General features: G+C 64.4%; 21 protein-coding genes. 8 read left to right on the top strand and 13 right to left on the bottom strand.

From position 1 onward, the window contains the following. Positions 1 to 13: 13 nt before the first annotated feature. Together BN1233_RS03380 and pcaF are read right to left on the bottom strand one after the other, a co-directional pair. A complete protein-coding gene (locus BN1233_RS03380; RefSeq protein WP_210168209.1) occupies positions 14 to 1117 on the bottom strand; it encodes an AbrB family transcriptional regulator in 1104 nt (367 codons plus the stop codon). Positions 1118 to 1256: 139 nt separating this feature from the next. Continuing rightward, entirely contained in the window at positions 1257 to 2462 is a 1206-nt protein-coding gene (pcaF, locus tag BN1233_RS03375; protein WP_046861998.1) for a 3-oxoadipyl-CoA thiolase, read from the bottom strand. A 240-nt stretch (positions 2463 to 2702) separates the two neighbouring features. Here pcaF and BN1233_RS03370 point away from each other — a divergent pair, with 240 nt between their 5' ends. Continuing rightward, on the top strand, positions 2703 to 3248 hold the full coding sequence (locus tag BN1233_RS03370) for an iron transporter (RefSeq protein WP_147706935.1): 546 nt from the start codon (positions 2703 to 2705) through the stop codon (positions 3246 to 3248). Positions 3249 to 3665: 417 nt separating this feature from the next. On the opposite strand, the gene BN1233_RS03365 is transcribed toward BN1233_RS03370, so the two are convergent. Genes BN1233_RS03365 through BN1233_RS03340 form a run of 6 tightly spaced genes read right to left on the bottom strand, consistent with a single transcriptional unit; the run spans position 3666 to position 9422 of the window. Further along, on the bottom strand, positions 3666 to 4802 hold the full coding sequence (locus BN1233_RS03365; RefSeq protein ID WP_046862445.1) for a 5-methyltetrahydropteroyltriglutamate--homocysteine S-methyltransferase: 1137 nt from the start codon (positions 4800 to 4802) through the stop codon (positions 3666 to 3668). Between the two features lie 20 nt (positions 4803 to 4822). Next, positions 4823 to 5575 carry an ABC transporter ATP-binding protein gene (locus tag BN1233_RS03360; protein WP_046861996.1) on the bottom strand — a complete coding sequence of 251 codons (753 nt, stop codon included), beginning with the start codon at positions 5573 to 5575 and terminating at the stop codon, positions 4823 to 4825. Then, positions 5568 to 6320, bottom strand: coding sequence for an ABC transporter ATP-binding protein (locus BN1233_RS03355; protein ID WP_046861995.1), 753 nt, complete (start codon positions 6318 to 6320; stop codon positions 5568 to 5570). The genes BN1233_RS03360 and BN1233_RS03355 overlap by 8 nt, the downstream gene beginning before the upstream one ends. Then, entirely contained in the window at positions 6317 to 7351 is a 1035-nt protein-coding gene (locus tag BN1233_RS03350) for a branched-chain amino acid ABC transporter permease (RefSeq protein ID WP_046861994.1), read from the bottom strand. The genes BN1233_RS03355 and BN1233_RS03350 overlap by 4 nt, the downstream gene beginning before the upstream one ends. Positions 7352 to 7365: 14 nt before the next feature. Then, positions 7366 to 8220, bottom strand: coding sequence for a branched-chain amino acid ABC transporter permease (locus tag BN1233_RS03345; protein WP_046861993.1), 855 nt, complete (start codon positions 8218 to 8220; stop codon positions 7366 to 7368). A 56-nt stretch (positions 8221 to 8276) separates the two neighbouring features. After that, the gene (locus BN1233_RS03340; RefSeq protein WP_197094576.1) at positions 8277 to 9422 is read right to left on the bottom strand and encodes an ABC transporter substrate-binding protein; all 1146 of its coding nucleotides are present in this window, start codon (positions 9420 to 9422) and stop codon (positions 8277 to 8279) included. A gap of 376 nt (positions 9423 to 9798) precedes the next feature. Here BN1233_RS03340 and BN1233_RS03335 point away from each other — a divergent pair, with 376 nt between their 5' ends. Beyond that, entirely contained in the window at positions 9799 to 10227 is a 429-nt protein-coding gene (locus BN1233_RS03335; protein ID WP_046861992.1) for a hypothetical protein, read from the top strand. A gap of 283 nt (positions 10228 to 10510) precedes the next feature. Next, positions 10511 to 11287 (top strand): LOG family protein, encoded by a 777-nt coding sequence (locus tag BN1233_RS03330; protein ID WP_046861991.1) that lies wholly within the window; start codon positions 10511 to 10513, stop codon positions 11285 to 11287. Positions 11288 to 11294: 7 nt separating this feature from the next. On the opposite strand, the gene BN1233_RS03325 is transcribed toward BN1233_RS03330, so the two are convergent. After that, complete coding sequence (locus tag BN1233_RS03325) at positions 11295 to 13382, bottom strand: PAS domain-containing sensor histidine kinase (RefSeq protein WP_048708826.1); 2088 nt, start codon at positions 13380 to 13382, stop codon at positions 11295 to 11297. Between the two features lie 275 nt (positions 13383 to 13657). Next, positions 13658 to 15175 (bottom strand): UxaA family hydrolase, encoded by a 1518-nt coding sequence (locus BN1233_RS03320; protein ID WP_046861990.1) that lies wholly within the window; start codon positions 15173 to 15175, stop codon positions 13658 to 13660. A 525-nt stretch (positions 15176 to 15700) separates the two neighbouring features. Between BN1233_RS03320 and BN1233_RS03315 the strand changes: the two genes are divergently transcribed. Then, positions 15701 to 16639, top strand: a complete 939-nt coding sequence (locus BN1233_RS03315; protein WP_046862442.1) for an arginase family protein — start codon at positions 15701 to 15703, stop codon at positions 16637 to 16639. A 137-nt stretch (positions 16640 to 16776) separates the two neighbouring features. Here BN1233_RS03315 and folE read toward each other — a convergent pair whose 3' ends face one another. Beyond that, the gene (folE, locus tag BN1233_RS03310) at positions 16777 to 17418 is read right to left on the bottom strand and encodes a GTP cyclohydrolase I FolE (protein ID WP_046861989.1); all 642 of its coding nucleotides are present in this window, start codon (positions 17416 to 17418) and stop codon (positions 16777 to 16779) included. 17 nt (positions 17419 to 17435) lie between these two features. Further along, positions 17436 to 17831: a 6-carboxytetrahydropterin synthase gene (locus tag BN1233_RS03305; RefSeq protein ID WP_046861988.1), complete on the bottom strand. Its 396-nt coding sequence runs from the start codon at positions 17829 to 17831 to the stop codon at positions 17436 to 17438. 188 nt (positions 17832 to 18019) lie between these two features. Here BN1233_RS03305 and BN1233_RS03300 point away from each other — a divergent pair, with 188 nt between their 5' ends. The 4 genes from BN1233_RS03300 to BN1233_RS03285 all read left to right on the top strand — a co-directional run bounded on the left by BN1233_RS03300 (position 18020) and on the right by BN1233_RS03285 (position 22518). Next, positions 18020 to 18532 (top strand): putative pterin-binding protein, encoded by a 513-nt coding sequence (locus tag BN1233_RS03300; protein WP_046861987.1) that lies wholly within the window; start codon positions 18020 to 18022, stop codon positions 18530 to 18532. A 188-nt stretch (positions 18533 to 18720) separates the two neighbouring features. Continuing rightward, positions 18721 to 20829: an ATP-binding protein gene (locus BN1233_RS03295; protein ID WP_052763684.1), complete on the top strand. Its 2109-nt coding sequence runs from the start codon at positions 18721 to 18723 to the stop codon at positions 20827 to 20829. Positions 20830 to 21046: 217 nt separating this feature from the next. Further along, entirely contained in the window at positions 21047 to 21871 is an 825-nt protein-coding gene (locus BN1233_RS03290; RefSeq protein ID WP_046861986.1) for a MipA/OmpV family protein, read from the top strand. 101 nt (positions 21872 to 21972) lie between these two features. Next, complete coding sequence (locus BN1233_RS03285) at positions 21973 to 22518, top strand: YkgJ family cysteine cluster protein (RefSeq protein WP_063776678.1); 546 nt, start codon at positions 21973 to 21975, stop codon at positions 22516 to 22518. A 63-nt stretch (positions 22519 to 22581) separates the two neighbouring features. Here the strand turns inward: BN1233_RS03285 and BN1233_RS49475 are convergent. Continuing rightward, the coding region (locus BN1233_RS49475) for an alpha/beta fold hydrolase (protein ID WP_046862522.1) at positions 22582 to 23425 on the bottom strand (844 nt) is incomplete at its 5' end.

Raw genomic sequence — 23425 nt, 5'->3', positions numbered from 1 at the left:
GCCTCTCGCGAGTTCAGCTCTTGCGGCGCTCCCGGCGCGTAACGGCTGCCGCGAGGACCGGGATCATCACCGATACGAAAAAGTAGCGCGCTATATGGTGCGCTCCGACGAAGACCGGATCGAGCCGGAGCGCCAGGGCGAGCAGCATCATGGTTTCCTGCGCGCCCGGCGCGAACGCAACCGCGGTATCGGTGACGGGCACCCTGAACGTGTAGACGGCAAGGAGCACGAAAGCGGCTGCAATCGCCGTCGACACTGCAAAGGACCCGCACCCCGCTGCGAAGTAGCGGATCAGAAGGCGTGGCGCGGTTCCTGCAAGGCGTGACCCCGTGACGGCTCCGAGCGCCACGACCGCCGCAGCGGAAATCCACCGCGGCAACTGGGCTTCCGTCAGCCCGAAACCGTGCAGCGTCGCGGAAGCAATCATGGCTCCGAAGAGCCATCCACCGGGAAACCCGATCTTGTAGAGCAGGACGGCCGCGAGAGTCGACAGGCTGCACAGAAATGCAAGGTCGAGCAGCGAGCCCGCGTGAACGGCTGCGCTGCTCGCGACAACCGGCGCCGACATGCCGAAAAGAGCAAAAGCGATCGGCAGGCCGGCGGCCAGAAAGACCAGCCGCATCGTCTGCACGACCGTGACGCCGACGATGTCGACGTCGTTCTCGATCGACAGCGCGATGGCCTGCGCGAGCGCCCCCGGGCTCGCGCCGAGAAGCGCGCTCAGCCCGCTCCAGCCATGCACGGCGCGAAGATAATACCCGGTGCACAGCATGATCGCGAGGCTGGCGACCAGAAGCAGCGCGATGCTTTGCGGATAGGCTGCTAGACCCGCGATCGTGCTGGGCGTGATGACTGAACCGAGCGCGATCCCGACGATGACGAGCACGGCGCGCGTCAAATTCGCTGGCATCATCATGGGGCGACCGAGGACCGCCATGGCCGCGACCGCGAGGACCGACCCGGCGACAAGGCCGGCGGGCAGCCCGGTCGCCTCGAACGCCGCCCCGCCGACGGCAGCGACCAGCATCGTCTCGGCAAAGCTCCAGACGCGCCGGCGGCGCGAGGCCGGGATCGATCTGTTCAGGAGAGCGCGCCAGGGGCGCAACGGGGACAGCAAGGCTCGTGACCGGGATGGGTGATGCGCCTCGTGTGGCTTACCCCGGCGGGCTTCGCAAGCCGGAAGGCGCGCAGGCGCCATGTGCCACGCGCAGGCCCGTGCAGCAGGAGCCGGAAGGCCGCCCCTGCTCCCCTCTTGGTCAGACCCGCTCGATCAGAACCGCGATCCCCTGCCCAACGCCGATGCACATGGTGGCGATCGCCCTCCGGAGGCCGAGCGCTCCGAGCGCGTTGACCGAGGTCATCGCGAGCCGCGCGCCGGACATCCCGAGGGGATGCCCGAGCGCGATCGCTCCGCCATGCGGGTTGATATGCACGCCGTCGTCCGGCAGCCCGAGCTGGCGCAGGACGGCGAGCGCCTGCGCGGCAAAGGCCTCGTTGAGTTCGATGAGGTCGATCTCGTTCAGCTGGCAGCCGCACCGCGCGAGCAGCTTCCGGGTCGCCGGGACGGGGCCGATGCCCATGATGCGCGGCGGGACCCCAGCCGTCGCCATCCCGACCACCCGAGCCCGCGGGGTGAGCCCATGTCGGCGAGCGGCGTCTTCCGAAGCCAGGATGAGTGCAGCCGCCCCGTCGTTCACCCCCGAGGCATTGCCGGCTGTCACGGTCCCCGGGTTGCGGAACGGCGTCTTGAGCTTGGCGAGCTGTTCGGCGGTCGTGTCGGCCCTCGGGTGCTCGTCGCGGTCCACGATAACGTCACCCTTGCGGCCCGGGATCATTACCGGTGCGATTTCGCGCGCGAAGAAACCGCTCTCCTGCGCTGCCGCGGCGCGCTGCTGGCTTCTGAGCGCGAAGGCGTCCTGATCGGCGCGGGAAACCTGGAACTCTTCGGCTACGTTCTCGGCCGTCTCCGGCATCGAATCGATGCCGTATTGCGCTTTCATCAGTGGGTTCACGAAGCGCCACCCGATGGTGGTGTCGTGGATCTCCGCCGAGCGCTGGAAGGCCTCCGTGGCCTTGCCCATCACGAAGGGAGCTCGCGACATGCTCTCGACGCCGCCTGCGATCACCAGATCCGCCTCGCCGGTCCGGATCGCACGTGCCGCGCCTCCAACGGCGTCCAGCCCCGAGCCGCACAGGCGGTTGAGGGTCGAACCCGGAACCTCGGCCGGAAGACCTGCGAGGAGCGAGGCCATGCGCGCGACATTGCGGTTGTCCTCCCCGGCTTGGTTGGCGCAGCCATAGATGACCTCGTCGACGGCGCCCCAGTCGAGCGAGGCATGCCGCTCTTTCAAGACCTTGATCGGGTGGGCCGCGAGATCGTCCGCACGCACTCCCGCGAGAGCGCCGCCGTAGCGCCCGATCGGCGTGCGCACAAAATCGCAGATGAAAGCCTCGCGCGTCATTCATCGCCTCCTGAAGCCGGGAGCCAGCGGGTAGCAGCCGCTCCCTGTCGCCGCAACCGGGAGCTCCTGCGCAACCTCGAAGAGACGACGGCACAACCCTCGACGCCAGCGGCGAGGAACTCTCGCGCCGCCTCCATCGTTGGCCTGCATTGCGCAAGTCTGCTCCCACGCACAGCCCGGCCGAAAAGCGTGCCGGCGGCGCTCGGCGTCGAATCACGGCCAACGGCACAGGAGACGATCATGTCCGCTCCAACGAGACGGCCCAGTGATGAGGCGGATGCCAAGCAGCTCGAGATGGCCCGCCAGGAAGGCGATGCTTATCACCGCTCGTTGCTCTACATGGCCAATGATGTTGCCGATGCCGGCGGGCAGCAGCAGGCCGGCGACTACATCGTCGCCTTCGCACAGGAGCGCGCCGAGGGCATGTACATGCTTCGGGGAGAAGGCAAGCTCGAATGGGTCGAGCCGCAAGACGAGAACTGCCACCTCGAAATCTCGGTGAGCGACGCTGCCGATCGCCGCTTCATCCCGGCCCTCGACATCCAGGCGACTCTGATCCCGGAGAGCGGCGATACCATTGGCCCCTTCCCGGTTCCATTCCTGTGGCACCCCGGGCTCTATCATTACGGCCGCAACATCAAGCTGCCGGGCGACGGCCGCTACACGATCCGCGTCCGCATCGCGCCGCCGACCTTCATGCGCCACGACAAGGTCAACGGCCGTCTCTATGCGAATACGGTGGAAGTCGAGTTCAAGGACGTGCAGCTCAAGACCGGCAAGGAATAGCACGTCGCGGCGCTGTTCGGCAGGAGAGATCCAGACGTTAGCGCCTACAATTCCTGGATCGCTTCACTTTGTTCGCGACGACGGCAGCGGGTCCGGCATTACACCGTTCCCGATAGCGCTCTTCCCTCCCTCATACTCTGACCGTCATTGCGAACGAAGTGAAGCAATCCAGGAGCGTGTCCGTCGACGGGTAGATTGCTTCGCCTCCGGCTCGCAAGGACGGGGAGGTGGCGGGACGGGCAGTGCATCACGCCCGCGGCTCGCGGTTACGAAATGGATCCGCGTCGGACTGGATACACGTGCCGCACAGGGACGGAGCGGTGACGCATCAGGCTGGCGGGTTGTAAAGGCCCACTCCGAACGGCATCACCAAACCTCGGACGGCGCGAGCTGCACGCCCGCGCCGATACGCCCAATTTAAGCCGCCTGCTTCGCCGGCGTGCCGTCCTCTCCCCAGACCTCGCGGGCGATCTCGACGATCATGCGCAGCTTGGCCCATTGCTCGTCTTCCGCGAGGATGTTTCCCTCCTCCGTCGAGGCGAAGCCGCATTGGGGCGAGAGGCATAGCTGATCGAGAGAGGCGTATTTCGTCGCCTCGTCGATCCGGCGCTTGATGTCGTCCTTGTTTTCGAGGACTCCGGTCTTCGATGTCACAAGGCCGAGCACGACCGACTTGCCCTTCGGGAGGAAGCGCAACGGCTCGAAGCCGCCGGCGCGGTCCGTGTCCCATTCCATGAAGTAGCCGTCGACCGGCATCCGGTTGAAGAGGATATCGGCAACGGGCTCGTAGCCTCCGGAGGCGATGAAAGTCGAACGGAAATTGCCGCGGCACAGATGCATCGTGATCGTGAGGTCGGCGGGCTTATCCTTCAGGGCCTCGCGCACCATCCCGGCATAGATCTCCGGCTGCTTTTCCGGATCGTCGCCGCGCTTTCTGAGCATCTCGCGCTGCTCCGGGTCGCAGAGATAGGCGAAAGAAATGTCGTCGAGCTGCAGATAGCGGCAACCGGCATCGTAGAAGGCATGGACGGCCTTGTTGTAGGCCGCGCCGAGATCAGCGTAATACTCGTCCATGTTCGGATACAGGCCGGCATTGATCATCTGCCGCCCGCTTCGATAATGCAGCATGCTCGGACCGGGAATCGTCATCTTCGCGACATGACCCGGACTGACATTCTCCTTCACGAACCGGAAGTGCTCGATCATCGGGTGTCCCGAGAACCCGATCCTTCCAACGACCCGCAGGCCCTTCGGCTTCAGCTCGATGCCCTTGAACTGGACGCCGTGGTCGAGCCAGATCCCCTGAACGCCGTCGAGGTGCTCGAGAAAATCGTAGTGCCAGAAAGCCCGGCGGAACTCGCCGTCGGTGATGCCCTTCAGGCCGATCTCCTCCTGGCGCTTGATCACGGAACGGATCTCGCGATCCTCGACGTCCTTCAGGGCGGCATCGCTGATCTCGCCCTTCTCGTGCTTCTCGCGCGCCTCCTTGAGAGCCTGCGGGCGCAGGAGGCTTCCCACCATGTCGGCGCGGAATGGAGGCTTCTGTCCTGGCATCGTCTTCTCCTCTGTGATCATCAGGCAGCCGGTTGCGGACGGCCGGGTTTCGGTTTCGGCGCACTCGGCTTTCGCGAGACGCCAAGGTGCCGCTCGAGCAGTGCAGAATCTTCACGCAGGGTCGCGGACGCTCCGGCATGAACGATTGTGCCGCGATCCAGGATGAGTGCCTCGTCCGTGATGCCGAGGACCTTCTGAGCATGCTGCTCGACGAGGATCGCGGCCATGCCCTCGTCGCGGAAAAGACGCACGAAGGTCTTGAGCAGTTCGTCCACGATGATCGGCGCGAGGCCTTCCGTTGGCTCATCGAGCAGAAGGATTTTGGGATTGAGCACGAGAGCGCGTCCGATCGCGAGCATCTGCTGCTCGCCCCCGGAGAGCTGCCCCCCGAGATTGCTGCGCCGTTCGGCGAGACGCGGAAACATCTCGAACACGCGCTTCACGCCCCACGGGCCGCTTCGCGCGACAGCCGTGAGATTCTCCTCGACGGTGAGCGAACGGAAGATGTTGCGCTCCTGCGGCACCCAACCCACGCCCGCCTGCGCGCGTTGCTCGGGCCGGACCCGCGAGACGTCCTGACCAGCGATGCGGATCGTGCCGGCGAAGCGTCGGGTCACGCCGACGATGGTGTTGATCAGCGTCGTCTTGCCGACTCCATTGCGCCCGAGCACCGCCAGCGAGCGGCCTTGTGCGAGACGCAACGAGAGATCCGGCAGGACCACGGCTTGCCCGTAGCCGGCGCGGATATTCTCGAGGATGAGAAGGTCACTCACCCACGCTCTCCCCTAGATAGACGGCGCGCACGCGCGGGTCGGCGGCAATCGCCTCGCGGGGTCCTTGCGCGAACAGCGCACCATTGACGAGAACGGTGATCTCGTCGGCGAAGCTGAACACGAGATCCATGTCGTGCTCGATCAGCAGAACCGAGACCTCCCGCGGCAGATCTGCAATGGCCGTGAGGATCTCGTGGCGCTCGGCCTCGGGGACACCGGCTGCCGGCTCGTCGAGCAGGAGCACGCGAGGTCGGCTCGCGAAGGCCATCGCGATCTCGAGAAGCCGCTGCTTGCCGTAGGGAAGGGATGCAGTCGGCTCGTCGAGAGCGTCGGCGAGACGGAAAAGCTGCGCCACCTCCGCGATCTCGTCGACGATGGTGTCCCGCGTTCCTGCGGCTCGCCACCAGTCGCTCCCCTGTCCGAGGCGCTCGGAGACCGCGAGCCCGAGCGTCTCGAGGGGCGTCATCCCGGCGAAGAGCTGATTGATCTGGAAGGTGCGGGCCATCCCCCTGCGCACGCGCTGGTCCGGCCGCAGGCGCGTGATGTCGGCGCCATCAAGGAGGATACGGCCGCTCGTCGGCGCAAGCACGCCGGTGAGCAGGTTCACGAAGGTCGTCTTGCCGGCCCCGTTCGGTCCGATGAGCGCATGGCGTGCGCCGCGCGCAAGGCCGAAGGTCACGTCGTCGGTCGCAACCAGACCGCCGAACCGCTTGACGAGATTCTCGGTCTGCAGGACGGCCGTCATGGGCGAGCCTCCCCGGCATCCACCGCGGTGGCTCGTGGCCGGCCGGTTCGCCCCGGAATTAGCGACGCAACGACTCCAGCGATTCCTCTCTGGAGACGCTCACGCCCCACGAGGACGAGAAGAACGAGGATCAGGCCTATCCAGAAGTGCCAGTATTCCGGCGTGATGCCCGCGAGAACGTCCTGAAGAACCTTGAACAGCACCGCGCCGATGATTCCGCCGTAAAGATAGCCGGTTCCCCCAATGACGAGGACGAGAAGGACATCCGCGGAGCGGTGAAAGTCGAACACGTCGAGAGAAACGAACTGGTTCGTCTGAGCGAGGAGCGCTCCGGCCGCACCGGCATAGGCTGCGGCCACCGTGTAGATCGCCACGAGCCGCGCATTCGCCGGGATCCCCAAGGCTGCGGCACGCAGCGGGTTGTCGCGGATCGCTCGCAGGGACAGGCCGAAGGGCGAATGCACGATCCGCCTCGCGATCAGGAAGCCGATGAACAGGATCGCGAGACTATACGCAAAAGCCGTCGTGCCGAAGAGATCGAATTCGAAGCGACCGACCAGAGGACCGATCACGATCCCCTGCAGTCCGTCGGCGCCGCCCGTCAGCCAGGCCGCCTGGTTCGCGACCTCGCCGAACACGAGCGCCACGCCGAGCGTCACCATCAGTCGTGTCAGATCGGAGCCGCGCAGCACAAGGAAGCTCGTCAGGAAACCCGCCACGGCGGCCGCCAGGATCGAGGCGGCGAGGCCGATCAGCGGATCGCCGATGATGTGCTTCGCGAGGAGTCCCGCGGTATAGGCGCCGATGCCGAGAAAGGCGGCATGGCCGAGCGACACGATGCCAGCATAGCCGAGGATCAGGTCGAGCGAGATCGCGAAGAGCGCAATGATGGCGATCTCGTTCAGGAGGAGATGGCGGGTCGGCCAGAACAGGAGGGCGGCCAGCGCCGCGATCCAGACGACCGCCTCACCCAGATGCCAGCGCGATGCACGGGCAAGAGAAGCCGAGATCCTCTGCGAAAGCGATGGCACGTAAAACTCTCGAGTCAGCGGCCGCGGGCGAAGAGCCCCTGAGGTCGCAGCAGCAGCACCACGATCATCAGGGAATAGATCGCGAAGGCGCCGAATTGCGGCACATAGTACTTCCCGGCCACGTCCGCGATGCCGAGGAGCAGCGAGGCGAAAAAGGGCCCCGTGATGCTTGATGTTCCCCCGACCGTGACCACGATCAGAAAGTAGATCATGAACTTGAGCGGGAAGGTCGGATCGAGCCCCAAGATCTCGGCACCAAGCGCGCCACCGAGCCCTGCGAGGCCCGAGCCGACCGCAAAGGTGATCGCAAAAATCGCATTGACTTCGATGCCGAGGCCACGCGCCACACGCGGATCATCGACAGCCGCGCGCAGGCGGCTGCCAAAGCGCGTGCGGGTGAGGATGAGCTGAAGCACGACGACGAGCACGCCGCAGATTGCGATGATGAAGGAGCGGTAGAGGCCGATGCTGAGCGCGCCGAGATCGACGCGGCCCTGCAGGAAGGCCGGCAATCGAATGAATTGCTGCTGCGATCCCATCACGTAGTCGGTGGCGGCTATCGCCATGAAGACGATGCCGATCGAGAACAGCACCTGATCGAGGTGGCTGCGGTGATAGAGTCGTGCGTAGAGCATGCGTTCGAGGACGAGCCCCGCTGCGGCGGTGGCCACGAACGCGATCGGCAGCGTGACCAGGAAGGGAACGCCGTACCGGTTCAGGAGCACGGAGCTGACATAGCCGCCCGCCATGGCAAAGGCGCCATGCGCGAGATTGATGAAGTTCATGAGGCCGAGCGTGACCGCAAGTCCGCAGGCCAGCACGAACAGCAGCATGCCGTAGGCGATACCGTCGAACATAATCGTCAGCATTCACGGCCTCCGCAGCTCGCGAGCACCGGAACTGGCCTGTGCCCGCGCGCCGTTGCTCAGCTCTTCGTCGCCTTCACGGGGTCCTTCACGTTGGCGATCGTCGCGAATTCGACGTTGTAGAGCTCGCCATCGACCCTCTCGACCTTCCGGACATAGACGTTCTGGATGATGTCGCGGGTCTGCGGATCGATCGAGATCGGGCCCCGCGGGCTCTGCCAGGCCATGCCCTTCATGGCGTTCACGAGCCCCTCGCCGGCGGTGCCGCCGCCCGTCTTCCTGAGAGCTTCGTAGATCAGGTGCATGCCGTCATAGCCGCCGACGGCCATGAAGTTCGGCCTCATATTGTCGTTGGCCTTGCGGAACGCCTCGACGAAGGCTCTGTTCTCGGTGCTGTCGTGTGCCGCCGAATAGTGATGGGTTGTGATCGTGCCGAGCGCGACATCCCCCATCTCGTTGAGGATGTCGTCATCCGTCACGTCGCCGGTCGCGATGAGCTGGATGCCGGACTTGTCGAGCCCGCGCTCGACGAATTGCTTCATGAACTGAGCTCCGACGCCGGACGGCACGAACACGAACACGGCATCGGGCTTGGCATCGGCGGCACGCTGAAGGAAGGGCGCGAAATCCGGGTTGCGCAGAGGCACCCGCAGTTCCGCAGTGACCTCGCCACCGGAAGCGGTGAAACGCTCCTTGAAAGCCTTCTCGGCGTCGATGCCCGGCCCGTAATCCGTCACGAGGGTCACGACCTTCTTGATCCCGTTCTCGGCTCCCCATGCCGCAAGCGGCACGGTGACCTGTGGCAGCGTGAAGCTCGAACGGACGATGAAGGGTGATGCCTCGGTGATGCTCGACGTCGCGGCGGCCATGACGATGGCCGGCACCTTCGCCTGTGTCGCGAGCGGCCCGACCGCCATTGCCAGGGGCGTGAGTCCGAAGCCGGCGATCACGTTTACGCGGTCATTGACGATGAGTTCCTGGGCAAGCCGCCGGGTAACATCGGCCGTGCCGGTATCGTCCTTCAGGACGACCTCGACCTTGCGGCCGGCGACCTCCGCTCCGTTCTTCTGCATGTAGAGGCGAACGGCGGCATCGATCTGCCGCCCCGTGGAGGCGAAAGGCCCCGTCATGGGCAGGATCAGGCCGATCTTCACCCCCGCCCCTTGTGCGAATCCGTGTCCCGGCAGTGCCAAGGAGGCCGCCATGGCTCCTGCCCCCTTCAGAACGGTCCGACGTCTCAGCACGGTTTCCTCCCTGATCGTTTCATGGGCCTGATCGAAGGGACTTACGCCGCATCCGGCGCGTTTCGTCCAACAGACACAGACACCCGAAATGCTGTCGCAGAAAGCATTTCGCTTCTCAAGCCTGTCTGCCCGGACGAGTGCTACGCTACCGAGCACGGGCCTCGTCCCTGCCGCGACCGGCAAGGTATCCGAACAGTAAATTGCCTCGATGAGAATCGCTTAACCTGAAGATCGATTCAGATTTCGGCGTTAACCAGATGGAGGGCGAGGTTGCGCGAAAGTTGACGCCATACAGGAACACACCGGCATCCATCATCAGCCGGGGAGGCGTCAACAGATGACACAGGTTTCTCTACGCTCCTTCGTCAATTCCGCTCTTGCGAAAGGCAGCATTACGGTCGATGACATCAGCGCTCTACAATGCGAGATCCTTCCGGACGGCCTTCAGTCTAGGAATGACGTCGCACTGCTGCTCGACCTCGACCGCCGGCTCGGCTCCGGAAATGCGGCCTGGGCGGCCTGGCTGGTCGCTGCCATCATGGACTTCGTGGTCTGGGGCGAGCGCCCGACCGGTTATGTCGAAGAGGCGACCGGGCGCTGGCTCGAGGGCGTTCTGGCCGGGTCCGGTGATCCGGCCCCGAGCATGCCCCTGATCGCACGGGAGATCCGGCGCGAGGCGCACGGGATGGCCCCTGATCTCCTGTCCTGCGACTGGGCGGACGAGGCCGTCGAGGTCTCGCGAGGTGTGGCTGCTCTGGCGGCCTGAGCCGGACACACCGGAACAAGACTGCCGCATTGCCCTGCTGTTGCGAGGCACAGCCGGCGAGTCACAGCTTACCAGGCAACCACTGCCGTCATTGCGGACGGAGTGAAGCAATCCAAGAGCGCATCCGTCGACGGGTAGGTTGCTTCGCCTGCGGCTCGCAAGGACGGGGAGGATACACACTCCTTGAAGCTGCGGGCGTGTGCCTTATCAAAGACAGCCTGGAGCAAAGCGCGCTCCCTACCCTGCCCCCGGCTCGCCCCAACAGGACCAACGGCAAAGCACCATGGTCTCGGATAACTCGGCCCATCTCGCCTCGCCGTCCTATCGCCTGCCGGCGCTCGACCAGGACTTCCTGCTCGGTGATTCGATGCGCGGTGTCCGGTTCCTGCTCGAATATGCGAAAGCGGAGGAGACGCTCCGCACTTGGGGAATCCGTTCGACCATCGTGGTATTCGGCTCCGCCCGGATTCACGAGAATGGTCCCGGCCGGCATGCGCATTGGTATCGCGAGGCCCGGCATTTCGGCCGCATCGCTTCGGAACGAGGCGGCGCGCTCACCATGGCCGACGGTCAGCGCGACAATGTCATCGCGACGGGCGGCGGCCCTGGCCTCATGGAAGCGGCCAACCGGGGAGCCTCGGATGCGGGTGCTCCCTCGATCGGTTTCAACATCACGCTCCCGCACGAGCAGGAACCGAACGCCTATGCGACGCCGGAACTGACCTTCCGGTTTCACTACTTCGCCATGCGAAAGATGCATCTCGCCATGCGAGCGAACGCTCTCGTGGTTTTCCCCGGCGGCTTCGGAACCTTCGATGAGCTCTTCGAGATCCTGAATCTGCGCCTGACCGGAAAGGCGCCGCAGATTCCGGTCGTGCTCTTCGAGCGCGACTACTGGGACTCGGTCATTAAGTTCGAGAAGCTCGTCGACGCTGCGGTGATCAACCGAGAGGACCTGAACCTGTTCAGCTATGCGGATGATGCGGAGGCGGTCTGGTCCACGCTCGCGGCGACCGGCCTCGGTGCGGCTCATGGCGAGCCGCCGACCTCGCAGCCCTGATCGCCTGTTACAGCGGTGCGTCGATCGTGCAGGTCAGGCCGCTCGTCGGAAAGCGCATCGAGACGTTGGCATCGAGCTGCTGTGCGAGACTGCGTTCGATGAGTCGCGATCCGAAGCCACGCCGGGCCGGCGGGATTACGGGCGGACCTCCGGATTCCGTCCAGTCGAGTAGCAGACGAGGCTCCTCGGGTCGGCCACCGACCGACCATGACACGGAGACCGCCCCTGCTTCATTGGAGAGCGCGCCGTATTTCACTGCATTCGTCGCGAGTTCCTGGAGCGCCATGGCAAGCGCCAGCGCTGCCTGAGGCTTGAGCCGAATGGGCGGCCCGGAGATCGAAAAGCGCGACCGGTTCCTTTCCCGATAGGGGCCGATCGCTTGGGCCACGATGTCGGCAAGATCGGCCCCTTCCCAGCTCTCGCGCGTCAGGACGTCATGAGCGCGCGACAAGGCCAGAAGGCGCGCTTCGATGTCCTCACGCGCAGAGCCGGGCCCTTTCGCATTGCGAAGGGTCTGACTGACGAGCGACTGTACCGTCATGAGGGTATTCTTTACGCGGTGGTTCAGCTCGTGGATGAGAAGAGTCTGCCGCTCTTCTGCATGCTTTCGTTGGCTGATATCGAGGACGACGCCGCGGGATCCGATTACGATGCCATCTTCATCCCGAATCCACTCCCCACGGCCGTTGACCCACCGTACCGTCCCATCCAGCAGGAGGAGCCGGAACTCCAGTTCGAAACGCTGCTGTCCGGAATCTCCAGCGCGCGCGATCTGCTCCGCGATCAGGGATCGATCCTCGGGATGGCAGCGCGCCCGCAGATCCTCCAGGGTCAGCGGTCGATCCGGTGGATAATTGTAGATCTCGGCAAGCCGTGGTGATGATCGGACGGCGCGCGTGCGCTTGTCGACCTCGAACGTCGCGAGCGAGGCAGCCTCGAGGGCATTCCACAGGCCGGCCTCGCGCTCACGCAGCGCCTCCTCCGCACGCCGGCGCGTCGTAATATCGAGAAGCACGCCGATCACACGCTCCGGCATACCATCGCTCGGATTCTCGAACTGCGCGCGCAACGCGAACCAGCGTGGCTGGCCTCCCGGCCCGAGCGCCTGATACTCGAGTTCGAACTGGCGCTCGCCATTCTGCAAGGCCGCCCGTGCAATCTCGGAAAGCCGATCGTCTTCGGACGGCAAGTGGAGGGATCGCGCTTCCTTCTCGGTCAGTTCGTAATCCGGTGGGAAACCGAGCAGCCGGTTGAGTTGGGGCGAAGGAGTGATGTCCTGCGTTGCGGAATTCCATTCGAAGACGGCCATCCGCGCGGCTTCGAGGGCAAGCTTCAGCCGCGTCTCGCTGTCCCGAAGGGCCGCTTCTGCTCTCCGGTGATCGGTAATATCGATTTCGACACCATCCCAGATTGTCGTTCCGTCGGGAAGGCGCCGGCAGGCAGAGGCCCGCTGAAACCAGCGGACCTCTCCGGAAGGCACGCGCATGGGGATCTCCGTCGAGACCTCCGTCATGCGATCGGCCGACAACCGCAAAGCGTCGAGTTGAGGCCGATATTCATCCAGGACTTGCGAGTCGAGCAGTTCCGGATTCGCCAGGACCGCTTCGGCATTCAGGCCGTGCAAACGCTCGATGGCCTGACTCACATAGGTGAAGCGCACCGAACCGTCCGCCGCGCGCGCCATCTGATAGACCATTCCGTTCGGGATGTTGTTCGCAATGGTGCGGAGGCGCTCCTCGTTCGACCTTGCGAGGTTCCGCTCCTGTGTCACATCCCTGAACGAGACGATGAGTCCGTCCCGAAGCGGGATTGCGACACCGCATAGAATGCTCTCGGGACGAAACTCCGACTCGAATTCGAACTTGATCGGCGTGCCATTCGCCATCGCGTCGCGGAGCGTTTGCGTGATCGGGCCGCGCGGCGGAACGATATCCCAGTAGAGGCGGCCGAGCGCGCGCTCGGCCGTGAGATGCGCGAAATGCAGCGCCAGCCGATTCGCAGCGCGGACGCGCCACTCCCGATCGACAGCAAAGAGTGCCTCCCCGACATGTTCGCTGTAGGCGACGATGTGAGGAAGATCATCGAGGGAGTGCAACGCTCTGTCCTGTGCTCCTCGGCAGCCCGAAACCGAGCGGCGCCCGTTGCCATGCGCCGTTACGTCAATAGGACACCCGCTGCGCTGTCAACCGAGGTGACGGCGCAAACTCGAATATGTAAGACTTCCATTCGCTCAACATGATAGCGCGGAGGTTCCCCCCTCACCCGCTCACTTCGTGCGCGACCTCTCCCTCCAGGGGAGAGGTGAGGCGGCGTAGCAGCCGGGTGAGAGTAGCAGCGCGACCTTGAAAGCACAGCGCCTCACTGCGCTACCTACATCACTGCGCCGATCTGCCAGGGAACGAACTCGAGGTCGCCGTAGCCAAGCTCCTCCGATTTGGTCTTCTCGCCCGACGCAACGGCGAGGAGGCGCTCGAAGATCTGGCGACCCTTCTCCTCGATGGACGCGCCTTCGAGAATGTCGCCGCAATCGATGTCCATGTCGTCGATCATGCGGCGATAGATCTCGGAATTCGTGGCGAGCTTCAGGGAGGGGGCCGGCTTGCAACCGAAGGCCGAGCCGCGGCCGGTCGTGAAGGCGATGAGATTCGCTCCCCCCGCGACCTGCCCGGTCGCAGCCACCGGGTCGTAGCCGGGCGTATCCATGTAGACGAAGCCGTGCTCGCGGACGAGCTCGGCATATTCGTAGACGGCGCGCAGCGTCGACTGGCCGCCTTTTGCCGCTGCCCCGAGGGATTTCTCCAGGATCGTCGTCAAGCCGCCGGCCTTATTGCCGGGCGAGGGATTGTTGTTCATCTCGCCACCGTTGCGGGAGGTGTAATCCTCCCACCAACGGATCCGCGAGACGAGCTTCTCGCCGATCTCCCGGGTGGCGGCTCGCCGGGTCAGGAGATGCTCCGCGCCGTAGATCTCGGGTGTCTCGGACAGGATCGCAGTCCCGCCATGGCGCACCAGGAGATCGGCGGCAGCGCCGAGCGCCGGATTTGCGGTCAGACCGGAATAGCCGTCGGAACCGCCGCATTGCAGCGCCAGGACGAGCTCGCTGGCGGGGCGGGTCTCGCGCCGGGCGCGGGATGCGATCGGCAGCATGTCCCGAATCACGGCCTCGATCGCAGCAACGGTCTTCTTTGTTCCACCGGTTTCCTGGATGGTCAGGGTCCGGAACGTGTCGGTCTCCTCGAGGCCGTATTCCTTCTTCATGCGGCCGATCTGGAAGACCTCGCAGCCAAGCCCGACCATGACCACGCCCGCGAAGTTCGGATGGCTGGCATAGCCCCACTGCGTGCGGCGCAGGACCTCGAAGCCCTCCCCATAAGCGGCATGGCCGCAACCGGTGCCGTGCACGATTGGAACCACTCCGTCGACCTCCGGATGATTGGCGAGAATGCCCGAGCGCTCGATAGCGGTCGCTGCGAAGCGCGCGACCGAGGCCGAGCAGTTCACGCTGGTCAGGATGCCGAGATAGTTGCGCGTTCCCGTCCGTCCGCTCGGTCGCCTGTAGCCCTCGAAGGTAGCGCGGCTCGCGTCGGGCAGAAGATCATCCTCGCGCGCATCCTCACAGAATCGGTAGTCCCGGTCGAATTCGTGGAGCCCGACATTGTGCTCGTGCACCCATTCTCCGGGTGCGATGTGGCGCGTCGCGAAGCCGATGATCTGGCCGAACTTGCGGATCGGCTGTCCCTCCGGGATCGGGACCAGTGCCATCTTGTGGCCCCGCAGGATCCGTTCGCGGGCCGTCAAGCCGGCCGTGGTGTCGCCTTGCGCGATCTGATCGATCGCGACGGCGACATTGTCTTCGGGGTGAAGGCGGATGGAGCGGGGAGACGTCATGGATGTGTGCTCTTCGAGAGGCCGTGACCAGCAGCTGAGACCCGAGCCATAGCACAATCCGGCGGTCGGAGGTGATGAGGTTTTCCGCCGTTCCGGAGTTGTGCGGACGCGAACGATGCCCCGATCTCCTCCGATCGGACCGAGCTCACGCCCGTGCCGGAGCACCGTTCGACATGCCTCTGCCCGGACGCGGAACCAAGCCCGACGTTGCGTCAAACCGGGGAGCATGGAAGATTGCAGCAAATCGTGCCTGTCCGAGGCTCGGCGGCAGGCCTGCATCATCCTCGACAGCTCCGGCCCTCAATCCATCGAGTCGAGATGAACGAGCAGGAACTCAGCCGGCTGCATGAGACATACGACTACGCGAAGAGCAGCTCCTGCTCCGACCTGCGGGCCGGGAGCTCTTCACGCCGCGGCTCGCCGCCTTGCCCGGCGAACGGAGCGCGGCATTGCCCTGCTCCGATAACGGGCGGAAGCCTTGCCGTACCGCCCTAGCGCAGCATGTAATTGAACGACGAGGTCGAGATGCCCTTGCGAACTGCCGTTATTACCCACCTCGCATGTCTGGATCATTTGACGGGCGACGGACATCCCGAGCGCCCGGAGCGGCTCCGGGCCGTCCTGCATGCGCTCGAGGATGAGGCGTTTTCGGGTCTGATCCGGGAGCAGGCTCCGGAAGCCACGATGGAGCAGCTGACCCGGGTTCATCCCGCCTCCTATGTGAACGAGATCCTCTCGATCAAACCCGGCCCTGGCAAGCTCATCGACCTGGACCCTTCGACCGTCGTGAGCGACGGGAGCGCGGAGGCAGCCCTCCGTGCGGCCGGAGCCGCCGTAATGGCGGTCGATGCAGTCATGGAAGGCTGGGCGCGCGCGGCTTTCGCAGCCACGCGTCCTCCAGGGCATCACGCGGAACCTTCGACGCCCGGGGGCTTCTGCCTGTTCAGCAATGCCGCCATCGCGGCGGCCCACGCGCGGGCCCACTGGAATGTGAAGCGGATCGCGATTGCCGACTTCGACGTTCACCACGGGCAGGGCACACAGGCCTGCCTCGAGAAGGACCCGGACTACTTCTACGGGTCGTCGCACCAGTATCCGCTTTATCCCGGAACAGGCTTCCCGACCGAACGCGGGGTCGCAGGGAACGTCGTTAACGTCATGCTGCAGCCCGGAACCACCTCAGAGGAGTTCCGCGAAGCCTGGGCCGGCACCATTCTGCCGGCAATCGACAATTTCCGACCCGATCTTCTGATCGTTTCCGCCGGCTTCGATGCGCATAGGGCCGATCCGCTCGCCCATATTCGCCTCGACGTGGCGGATTTCGTCTGGATCACCCAGGAGCTCCTGGGCATTGCCGACCGCCACACGGGCGGGAAGATCGTCTCTCTGCTGGAAGGCGGCTACGACCTCGACGCCCTCGCCCGCTCCGTGGCCGCCCATGTGCGAACGCTGATGCGGGCTTGAGGCGGCTGGTGCACCACAAGGTCGATATCCGGAACGCATCCGATCACCGGATGAGTGCCCATTGCGGGCATCCGTCCTCTCCCGCGCACTCCGGATTCGACGGCCCGGGCGCGGCGGCTGGATTGGCCGCCGGCTCGTCAGGCACACCGGATCGAGCTTCGGCCGACACCGACAAGCGAGAGGAACTTGGCCTGTTCGGTCGGGTCGTCCCGGAAGATACCGCGATACTCGGTGGTGATCGTCGACGCCCCCTGCTTGAAGACCCCGCGCATCGACATGCACATATGCTCGGCCTCGACGAGAACCGCGATGCCTCGCGGGTCGAGACTCCTCTCGAGCGCCGTACAGATCTGCGCCGTCATCGTCTCCTGTGTCTGCAGCCGCCGCCCGTAGAGGTCGACGAGACGCGCAAGCTTCGACAGGCCCACGACCCCGCCCTTCGGGTAGTAGGCGATATGCGCCTTTCCGACGAACGGCACCATGTGGTGCTCGCAATGGGAGTGGAACGGGATGTCCTTGACCAGGACGAGATCCCGGTAACCTTCGACCTCGGAAAAGACTCGATCGAGCACCTCCTCAGGGTCCTGCTCATAGCCCGCGAAGAGTTCGGCATAGGCCTTGACGACCCGCTTGGGCGTGTCCCGGAGTCCCTCGCGATCCGGATCCTCACCGATGAAGGCGAGGAGAGTCCTGACGGCGGATTCAGCTTCGGCCCGGCTCGGGCGCGATGGCTCGGCCGGCGGGCGGGCGCGCCCGGCGACGAGTGTCACGGCATTCATGGCCCCTACCTCTGATGTCACGCCGCGAGGTCGATGGCCGCGGAGGCGTGTCGCTCGCCGCGATAGATGCAACCCTCCGTACTGCCCGGGAAGCCCCGCTTCAGCTCGACCTCGTCGAGCCCGGGGAAGCGATCCTTGAACACTCCCCAGAGATACATGCTGATATTCTCGAGAGAGGCCACCCCGATGTCAGGATTCTCGTCCAGGTTCGAATGGTCGAGGCCCGGCCGATGATGATCACCTTTCAACTCGCTGATGAAGTTCTCGACTTCGTAGAGATTGACCGGCCAGCCGTACGTCTCGTCGAGATCGCCCCCAAAGGTAAGTTTAACCACGAAGGTATGGCCGTGAAGCCTCGAATATGGCGGCACCGAATGCGCCGCTTCGAAGGTGAATTCGCAGTAAGTCTTCATTTATCGACTTCCCCTACCCTGACCCAGAGACATATTTACCAGTCTTTAACGCCCGCCGAAACGGTGTGAAAATATAAGGTTACGGATTGGTTAATCGGACCGGCGAAAGCCCTATACACTAACCTCCGCCGCAATCCCAGTGAGGCTCGACCCGCGCCGAGGACTAAGGCAATCCAACAGAAACAAACATGAGAAACACCCCCTTGCTCATTCGCGTCCTTGCGCTCTGGACTCTGATTCTCGCGCCGGTGGCGGCGCTTGCTCTCGCCCAGCCAAAGGGCGACCCGATCCTCGAGATTACCGGCCAGATCGGCGTCACGAACAGGCCGGGAGCCGCAGTTTTCGACAGGGCGATGCTGGAGGCGATCGGCATGGAGAAGATCGTCACGACGACGCCCTGGCACAAGGGTACGGTGACATTCGAGGGCCCGTCGATTGCCAAGCTCCTCCGCAGCGTCGAGGCCAACGGCAGTTCGGTCCGCGTCGTGGCCCTGAACGACTATTCCGTCACGATCCCGATGGACGACTTCGCGCGGCACGGTGTCATTCTGGCCATGAAGCGGGACGGGAAGTACATGTCGATCCGCGACAAGGGCCCGCTCTTCGTGATCTACCCTTACGACAGCGATGCCGAATTGAAGCAGCAATTGTACTATGCGCGATCTGCCTGGCAGGTAAAACGGATCGAGGTGCAGCCCTAGCGCCCGGTCTCGCGAGAGGGTACGCGCCATGGCCCGATTCTCGGGTTCGGGTTCGTGCCCTGAAAGAAATGGGATACCAGACCGTTTCCAGGCCAAGCGGATCCGGTTGGGGATTTTTTCCGTGAAGGCGGAAAGAGGCTTTGTCGCCTGAGGCAAGTTGGAAGGCTGGGTTTTTCGTGCGCCGTGCGATGAAAATCAACATCCGACACGTCCTCGCCGGCGTCGCGCTCCTGTTCGCGCTCGCGGCTCTTTACCTGTCTGTCCTCATCGACCGTCGGCAGGATACCCTGAGCAAGGCCTCCCGTTACGACCTGTCGTGGACGGCCGCGCAGACCACGGTCGAGCTCGCCCGTTTCGGCCAGGTCGTTGCTGCCTTCGCGGTCCATGAGGGGCTCGCGAGCGCCGAAGACGTCAGGCTTCGCTTTGAGCTGTTCCTGAGCCGGATCGACCTCCTCGACAGCGCGTCCTTCACGCGCTTCAGGGAAGAGAAGCCTGAGCATGCCGAAGTCATGGAGAAGATGAAACAGGCGACAGAGGCTATAACGCCGCTCGTCGCCGACATCGAGATGCCCGGAAATGCCGAGCAGGCCTTCGCGATCGTGCAGGAGATCACGACACTGGCGGCCGCGCTGGCCTCTGCGGCCAACCACAGCGGCGGTGAGAAGGTTTACGCCGACTACCAGGAACTGATTCGCCTGCACTGGACCTATTCGGGTCTCACATTCCTGCTGGTCCTGAGCGGCCTCGTTCTGCTGTTCTCTCTGCAACGACAGAACCAGACACTCGTGCGCACCCGGAAGGAGGCCGAGGCCGCGCAGGCTCTTGCGGAGAGCGGCAGTCGCGCGAAGACCGAGTTCCTGGCCGTCATGAGCCATGAGATCCGCACGCCCCTGCACGGCATCATGGGCTTCACGGACCTGATCCTGAATCGCAGGGACTTGTCGCGCGACATTAGACGATCCGTAGAAGGCATCCGAACCTCTGGCACTGCCCTTCTGACGGTCGTGAACGACGTGCTCGACTTCTCGAAGATCGAGGCCGGTGCGGTCGAGATCGATTGCCAGCCTTTCAATCTGGATGAGTTGATCGAGACTTGCTGCGCGATCAGCCGCGAGCTCGCCGCGAGCAAAGATCTCGACCTGAGAGTCGTGCGGCGCTTGCCCTTGCCCCGGCTCGTGGTCGGCGACGAGCCACGGCTCCGTCAGATCCTGCTGAATCTGCTCAACAACGCGATCAAGTTCACGCACCGCGGCTCCGTCAGCCTGACCGTGGATTACCAGGAGGACGAGGGACGGATCCACTTCTCGATCGAGGATACCGGGATCGGCATTCCCACGGAGAAGCGCGACCGCCTCTTTCAGCGGTTCAGTCAGGTCGATGCGTCGGCCACGCGCAAGTTCGGCGGCACGGGCCTCGGCCTCGCGATCTCGCGCTCCCTGGTGGAGCTCATGGGTGGAGAGATCGGCTTCTCGAGCGAGGAAGGCAAGGGATCGACTTTCTGGTTCTCCCTGCCCCTCCCGGCCTGTGCCGAGGTCCTCCCGGCGACCGCTCCGGCGCCGGAAGAGCCCATCGGTGAGATCGGACCAGCCCGTCTGCTGCTCGCCGAGGACGTGGAGATCAATCAGGAGATCGCGCGCGCCGTGCTCGAAAGCGCCGGGCTCGCTGTCGATATCGTCGCCGACGGCGCCGCCGCTCTGGAGGCCGTGAAGACTGGCCGATACGACCTCGTCCTCATGGACATCCAGATGCCGGTCGTCGACGGCGTCACTGCCACCCGCCTGATCCGGGCTCTCGATCCGCCGCTGAGGGACATTCCGATCATCGCCATGACGGCGAACGTCTACCGGGAACAGGTCGCAAGCTTTCTGGCGGCCGGGATGAATGCCCATATCGGCAAGCCGTTCAAGCGGGAGGAACTGCTCGCCACCATCCGGCAGTGGCTCCCCGCCGGCCGGCCCCAGAGCCTGTCGCTGGACCGGGAGGTCTATGGAGAGGTCCTGCAGGCCATCGGACGCGAAGGAATGATCCGCCTCCTGGACCGGCTGGCTCAACAGATCGCCCGCTGCAGCGCCAAGGTGAACGGCCCTTCGGCCGCCGACCGGGACAGTCTGGCGAAAGACGCTCACGCATTGATTTCCACCGCCGGCCAACTGGGATTCCATGAGCTGTCCGAAGCCTGCCGCGAGCTCGAACAGGCCTGCCATGCGGGCTCCGACATCACGGCCGCTCTTGTGAAAGTGGAGAATGGCGGACGCCGGGTGCTCAGCGAAATCGCGGAGCTCAGGACGGCGGCCTGAGCCCGGCCCATGAGAGCGGGATCTCGCCGCCCCTTCAGGATGAGATGCAGGAAAAGCCCGCGCTTCATCTGTGCAATGGAGCTGCGCCCCTCGCGTGAGGCCGTCGCTTCGCCGCGCTCGGATGCGACAGTGTGAGGTTTCTGCCACGGCTCGCGTTTACCGAACCTTTTCGGATTTGACGGATCCCCTTCATCGAGAAATTGCTCTAGGGAAAAGTATGTCTTCACGCTTCCGCCTCCTCGCCCCGGCACTTGTTGCCGGAATGCTCCTCCCGGCTACGGTTCAGGCGGCGGATCTGCTGTTCTCGCCGCAGCCGGTCGCCTCGTCGGGCTGGATCGTGACCGCGACGGCTAACGGCAAGATCGGGCCCTCCTTCCCCGGTTCCGATGAATTCAGCGCAATCGTCTTCCCGTCGTTCAGCCTCCGCCGTGTGGGCGAGCCTAAACGTTTCAGCTCCCCAGACGATGGCTTTAGCCTCCCGCTCTACGATACGTCTGCGATCCGCTTTGGCATTGCAGGGCGTTTCCGGGGCGGCCGATATCTCGAGACCGACCCCCGCCTCTTCGGTTTCAAAGACGTGCAATGGGCGGTGGAGCCCGGAGTGTTTCTGGAGTGGTGGCCCCTGGACATGATCCGCCTGCGCGGCGAGCTGCGTCATGGGGTGCACGGGTATCACGGCTTCGTCGGTGATCTCGGCCTTGATATCGTGTCGCGCATCGGCCCGTGGACTCTTGCAGCCGGGCCTCGGCTGAGCCTCGGCGACGCCGACTTCACGGAGACCTACTTCGGCGTCCGTCCCTTTGAAGCCGCCATCAACGGACTGGTGCCGCCCTACAAACCTTCAGGGGGACTGTACTCGGTTGGCGTCTCGACGGCACTGAGCTACGATTGGTCTCCGGCTTGGTCAACGACGGTCTCGGTGTCGTATGCCCGGCTCGTCGGGGACGCTGCGGACAGCCCGATCGTGACGCGCTTCGGGTCGGAGAACCAGTTCACGTTCGGCGCCAGCGTCTCCTACTCGTTCCAGACCAGCGGCTGGTGACCTCCGCCCGGCTGCGGGCCAGCCGATTTGAATGTCCCGTATGAGGCAGACATTCGCATGAACCCGCTCGTTGCGAGCAGGTAGAATTTCGAGGAAGTGGCATGGCGGAACGGGTCATCAAGGATGAGCAGCCCCGCGCCTTGTTCAATTGCAGCAAGTGCCCGGCTTTCTGTTGCTCGATCTACGAGCGCGTCAAGGTCAACCGGAGGGATATCAGGCGCCTCGCGCGCCATTTCGGCGTCAGCGAGGAGGTAGCCGAGCGGCGCTATACCCGGGAGCATGACGGAGAGCGCGTGCTGAAACGCGTCCCCGACAGTCTCTTCGAGGAGACCTGCACGTTTCTTGATCAGAAGACGCGTGGATGCACGATCTATGAGGCGCGCCCCGAGGTTTGCCGCGGATATCCGCCCACCCGTCGCTGCGCCTATTACGACCTCCTACAGTTCGAGCGGAAGCAGCAGGGCGACGAGAGCGTGCTGCCCGTGATTCGCATCACCTTCCGGGACACTCAGGACGCGACGGTCAGCGACGAGGATGGTTCGGAGCCGATCCTGACCTGGGAGAAGTCCGGCCGCCGGCGTGGCACGGGCGGGCCAGCCGGAAAAATCCGCAAGAAGCGCTCGAACGGTTCGGCAGAAGAGACCTGACGCAGCGGCGGCAGCCAAGCTCGCGCTCTCCTGGAGTCTTGCTCTAGGAAGAGCGCCGGGATGTCAGGGCGCCCGGACGTAGCGGCCCGGCGCATCCTCGATCGGCTTGAGTTTCGCGCTTCCGATTCGCCGGGCCGGAACGCGCTCACTGTCCTGCGCCTCGATCCAGGCCTGCCAGTCGGGCCACCAGGATCCGGGATGCTCCTTCGCGGTTTCGATCCACTGCTCGAGCGATCCTTCCGGCGAACCATCCGTCCAGTGCTGATAGCGGCCTTTCGCCGGCGGATTGACGACTCCGGCGATGTGTCCGGATCCCGCTAGGACGAATTTCACCGGGCCGCCGAAGCATCGCGACCCGACGAAGACGGACCGGGGCGGTGCAATGTGATCCTCGCGGGCCGCGAGGTGATAAATGGGGACCTTCACCTTCGAGAGGTCGAGCTTCGTCCCTCCGAATTCCATCCGCCCTTCGGAGAGATCGTTCTGCAGATAGCAGTGGCGGAGATAGAAGCTGTGGTTCGCCGCCGGCATACGGGTGGAGTCGGAATTCCAGTACAGGAGGTCGAACGGCAGCGGCTCCTGACCCTTCATGTAGACATTGACGATATACGGCCAGATCAGATCATTGGAGCGAAGCAGGTTGAAGATCGTCGCCATCTTGCTGCTGTCGAGATAGCCGCGCTGCGCCATCTCACGCTCGATGGCGCGGATCTGATCCTCGTCCGAGAAAACCTTCAGGTCGCCGGCTTGCTTGAAGTCGACCTGGGTAGTGAAGAAGGTAGCCGTCTTGATTCGGTCGTCGCCGGTCGCCGCCATATAGGCCAAGGTCGCGGCCAGAAGCGTACCGCCGACGCAATACCCGATGGCGTTCACCGAGGATTCCCCGGTCGCCTCCTCGACGGCTGCG

It is taken from the genome of Microvirga massiliensis (genome assembly GCF_001006805.1).
GTDB classification, from domain to species: Bacteria; Pseudomonadota; Alphaproteobacteria; order Rhizobiales; family Beijerinckiaceae; genus Microvirga; species Microvirga massiliensis.
The sequence above is the reverse complement of the archived record's forward strand: the minus strand, read 5'-3'. Positions and strand labels throughout refer to the sequence as shown.

What these genes read in the sequence shown, in the direction of transcription:
- pcaF (WP_046861998.1), bottom strand. Translation starts at nt 2,462, where the DNA reads ATGACGCGCGAGGCTTTCATCTGCGATTTTGTGCGCACGCCGATCGGG.
- BN1233_RS03370 (WP_147706935.1), top strand. Translation starts at nt 2,703, where the DNA reads ATGTCCGCTCCAACGAGACGGCCCAGTGATGAGGCGGATGCCAAGCAG.
- BN1233_RS03365 (WP_046862445.1), bottom strand. Translation starts at nt 4,802, where the DNA reads ATGCCAGGACAGAAGCCTCCATTCCGCGCCGACATGGTGGGAAGCCTC.
- BN1233_RS03355 (WP_046861995.1), bottom strand. Translation starts at nt 6,320, where the DNA reads ATGACGGCCGTCCTGCAGACCGAGAATCTCGTCAAGCGGTTCGGCGGT.
- BN1233_RS03345 (WP_046861993.1), bottom strand. Translation starts at nt 8,220, where the DNA reads ATGCTGACGATTATGTTCGACGGTATCGCCTACGGCATGCTGCTGTTC.
- BN1233_RS03340 (WP_197094576.1), bottom strand. Translation starts at nt 9,422, where the DNA reads ATGGCGGCCTCCTTGGCACTGCCGGGACACGGATTCGCACAAGGGGCG.
- BN1233_RS03335 (WP_046861992.1), top strand. Translation starts at nt 9,799, where the DNA reads ATGACACAGGTTTCTCTACGCTCCTTCGTCAATTCCGCTCTTGCGAAA.
- BN1233_RS03330 (WP_046861991.1), top strand. Translation starts at nt 10,511, where the DNA reads ATGGTCTCGGATAACTCGGCCCATCTCGCCTCGCCGTCCTATCGCCTG.
- BN1233_RS03320 (WP_046861990.1), bottom strand. Translation starts at nt 15,175, where the DNA reads ATGACGTCTCCCCGCTCCATCCGCCTTCACCCCGAAGACAATGTCGCC.
- BN1233_RS03315 (WP_046862442.1), top strand. Translation starts at nt 15,701, where the DNA reads ATGCCCTTGCGAACTGCCGTTATTACCCACCTCGCATGTCTGGATCAT.
- folE (WP_046861989.1), bottom strand. Translation starts at nt 17,418, where the DNA reads ATGAATGCCGTGACACTCGTCGCCGGGCGCGCCCGCCCGCCGGCCGAG.
- BN1233_RS03305 (WP_046861988.1), bottom strand. Translation starts at nt 17,831, where the DNA reads ATGAAGACTTACTGCGAATTCACCTTCGAAGCGGCGCATTCGGTGCCG.
- BN1233_RS03300 (WP_046861987.1), top strand. Translation starts at nt 18,020, where the DNA reads ATGAGAAACACCCCCTTGCTCATTCGCGTCCTTGCGCTCTGGACTCTG.
- BN1233_RS03295 (WP_052763684.1), top strand. Translation starts at nt 18,721, where the DNA reads ATGAAAATCAACATCCGACACGTCCTCGCCGGCGTCGCGCTCCTGTTC.
- BN1233_RS03290 (WP_046861986.1), top strand. Translation starts at nt 21,047, where the DNA reads ATGTCTTCACGCTTCCGCCTCCTCGCCCCGGCACTTGTTGCCGGAATG.
- BN1233_RS03285 (WP_063776678.1), top strand. Translation starts at nt 21,973, where the DNA reads ATGGCGGAACGGGTCATCAAGGATGAGCAGCCCCGCGCCTTGTTCAAT.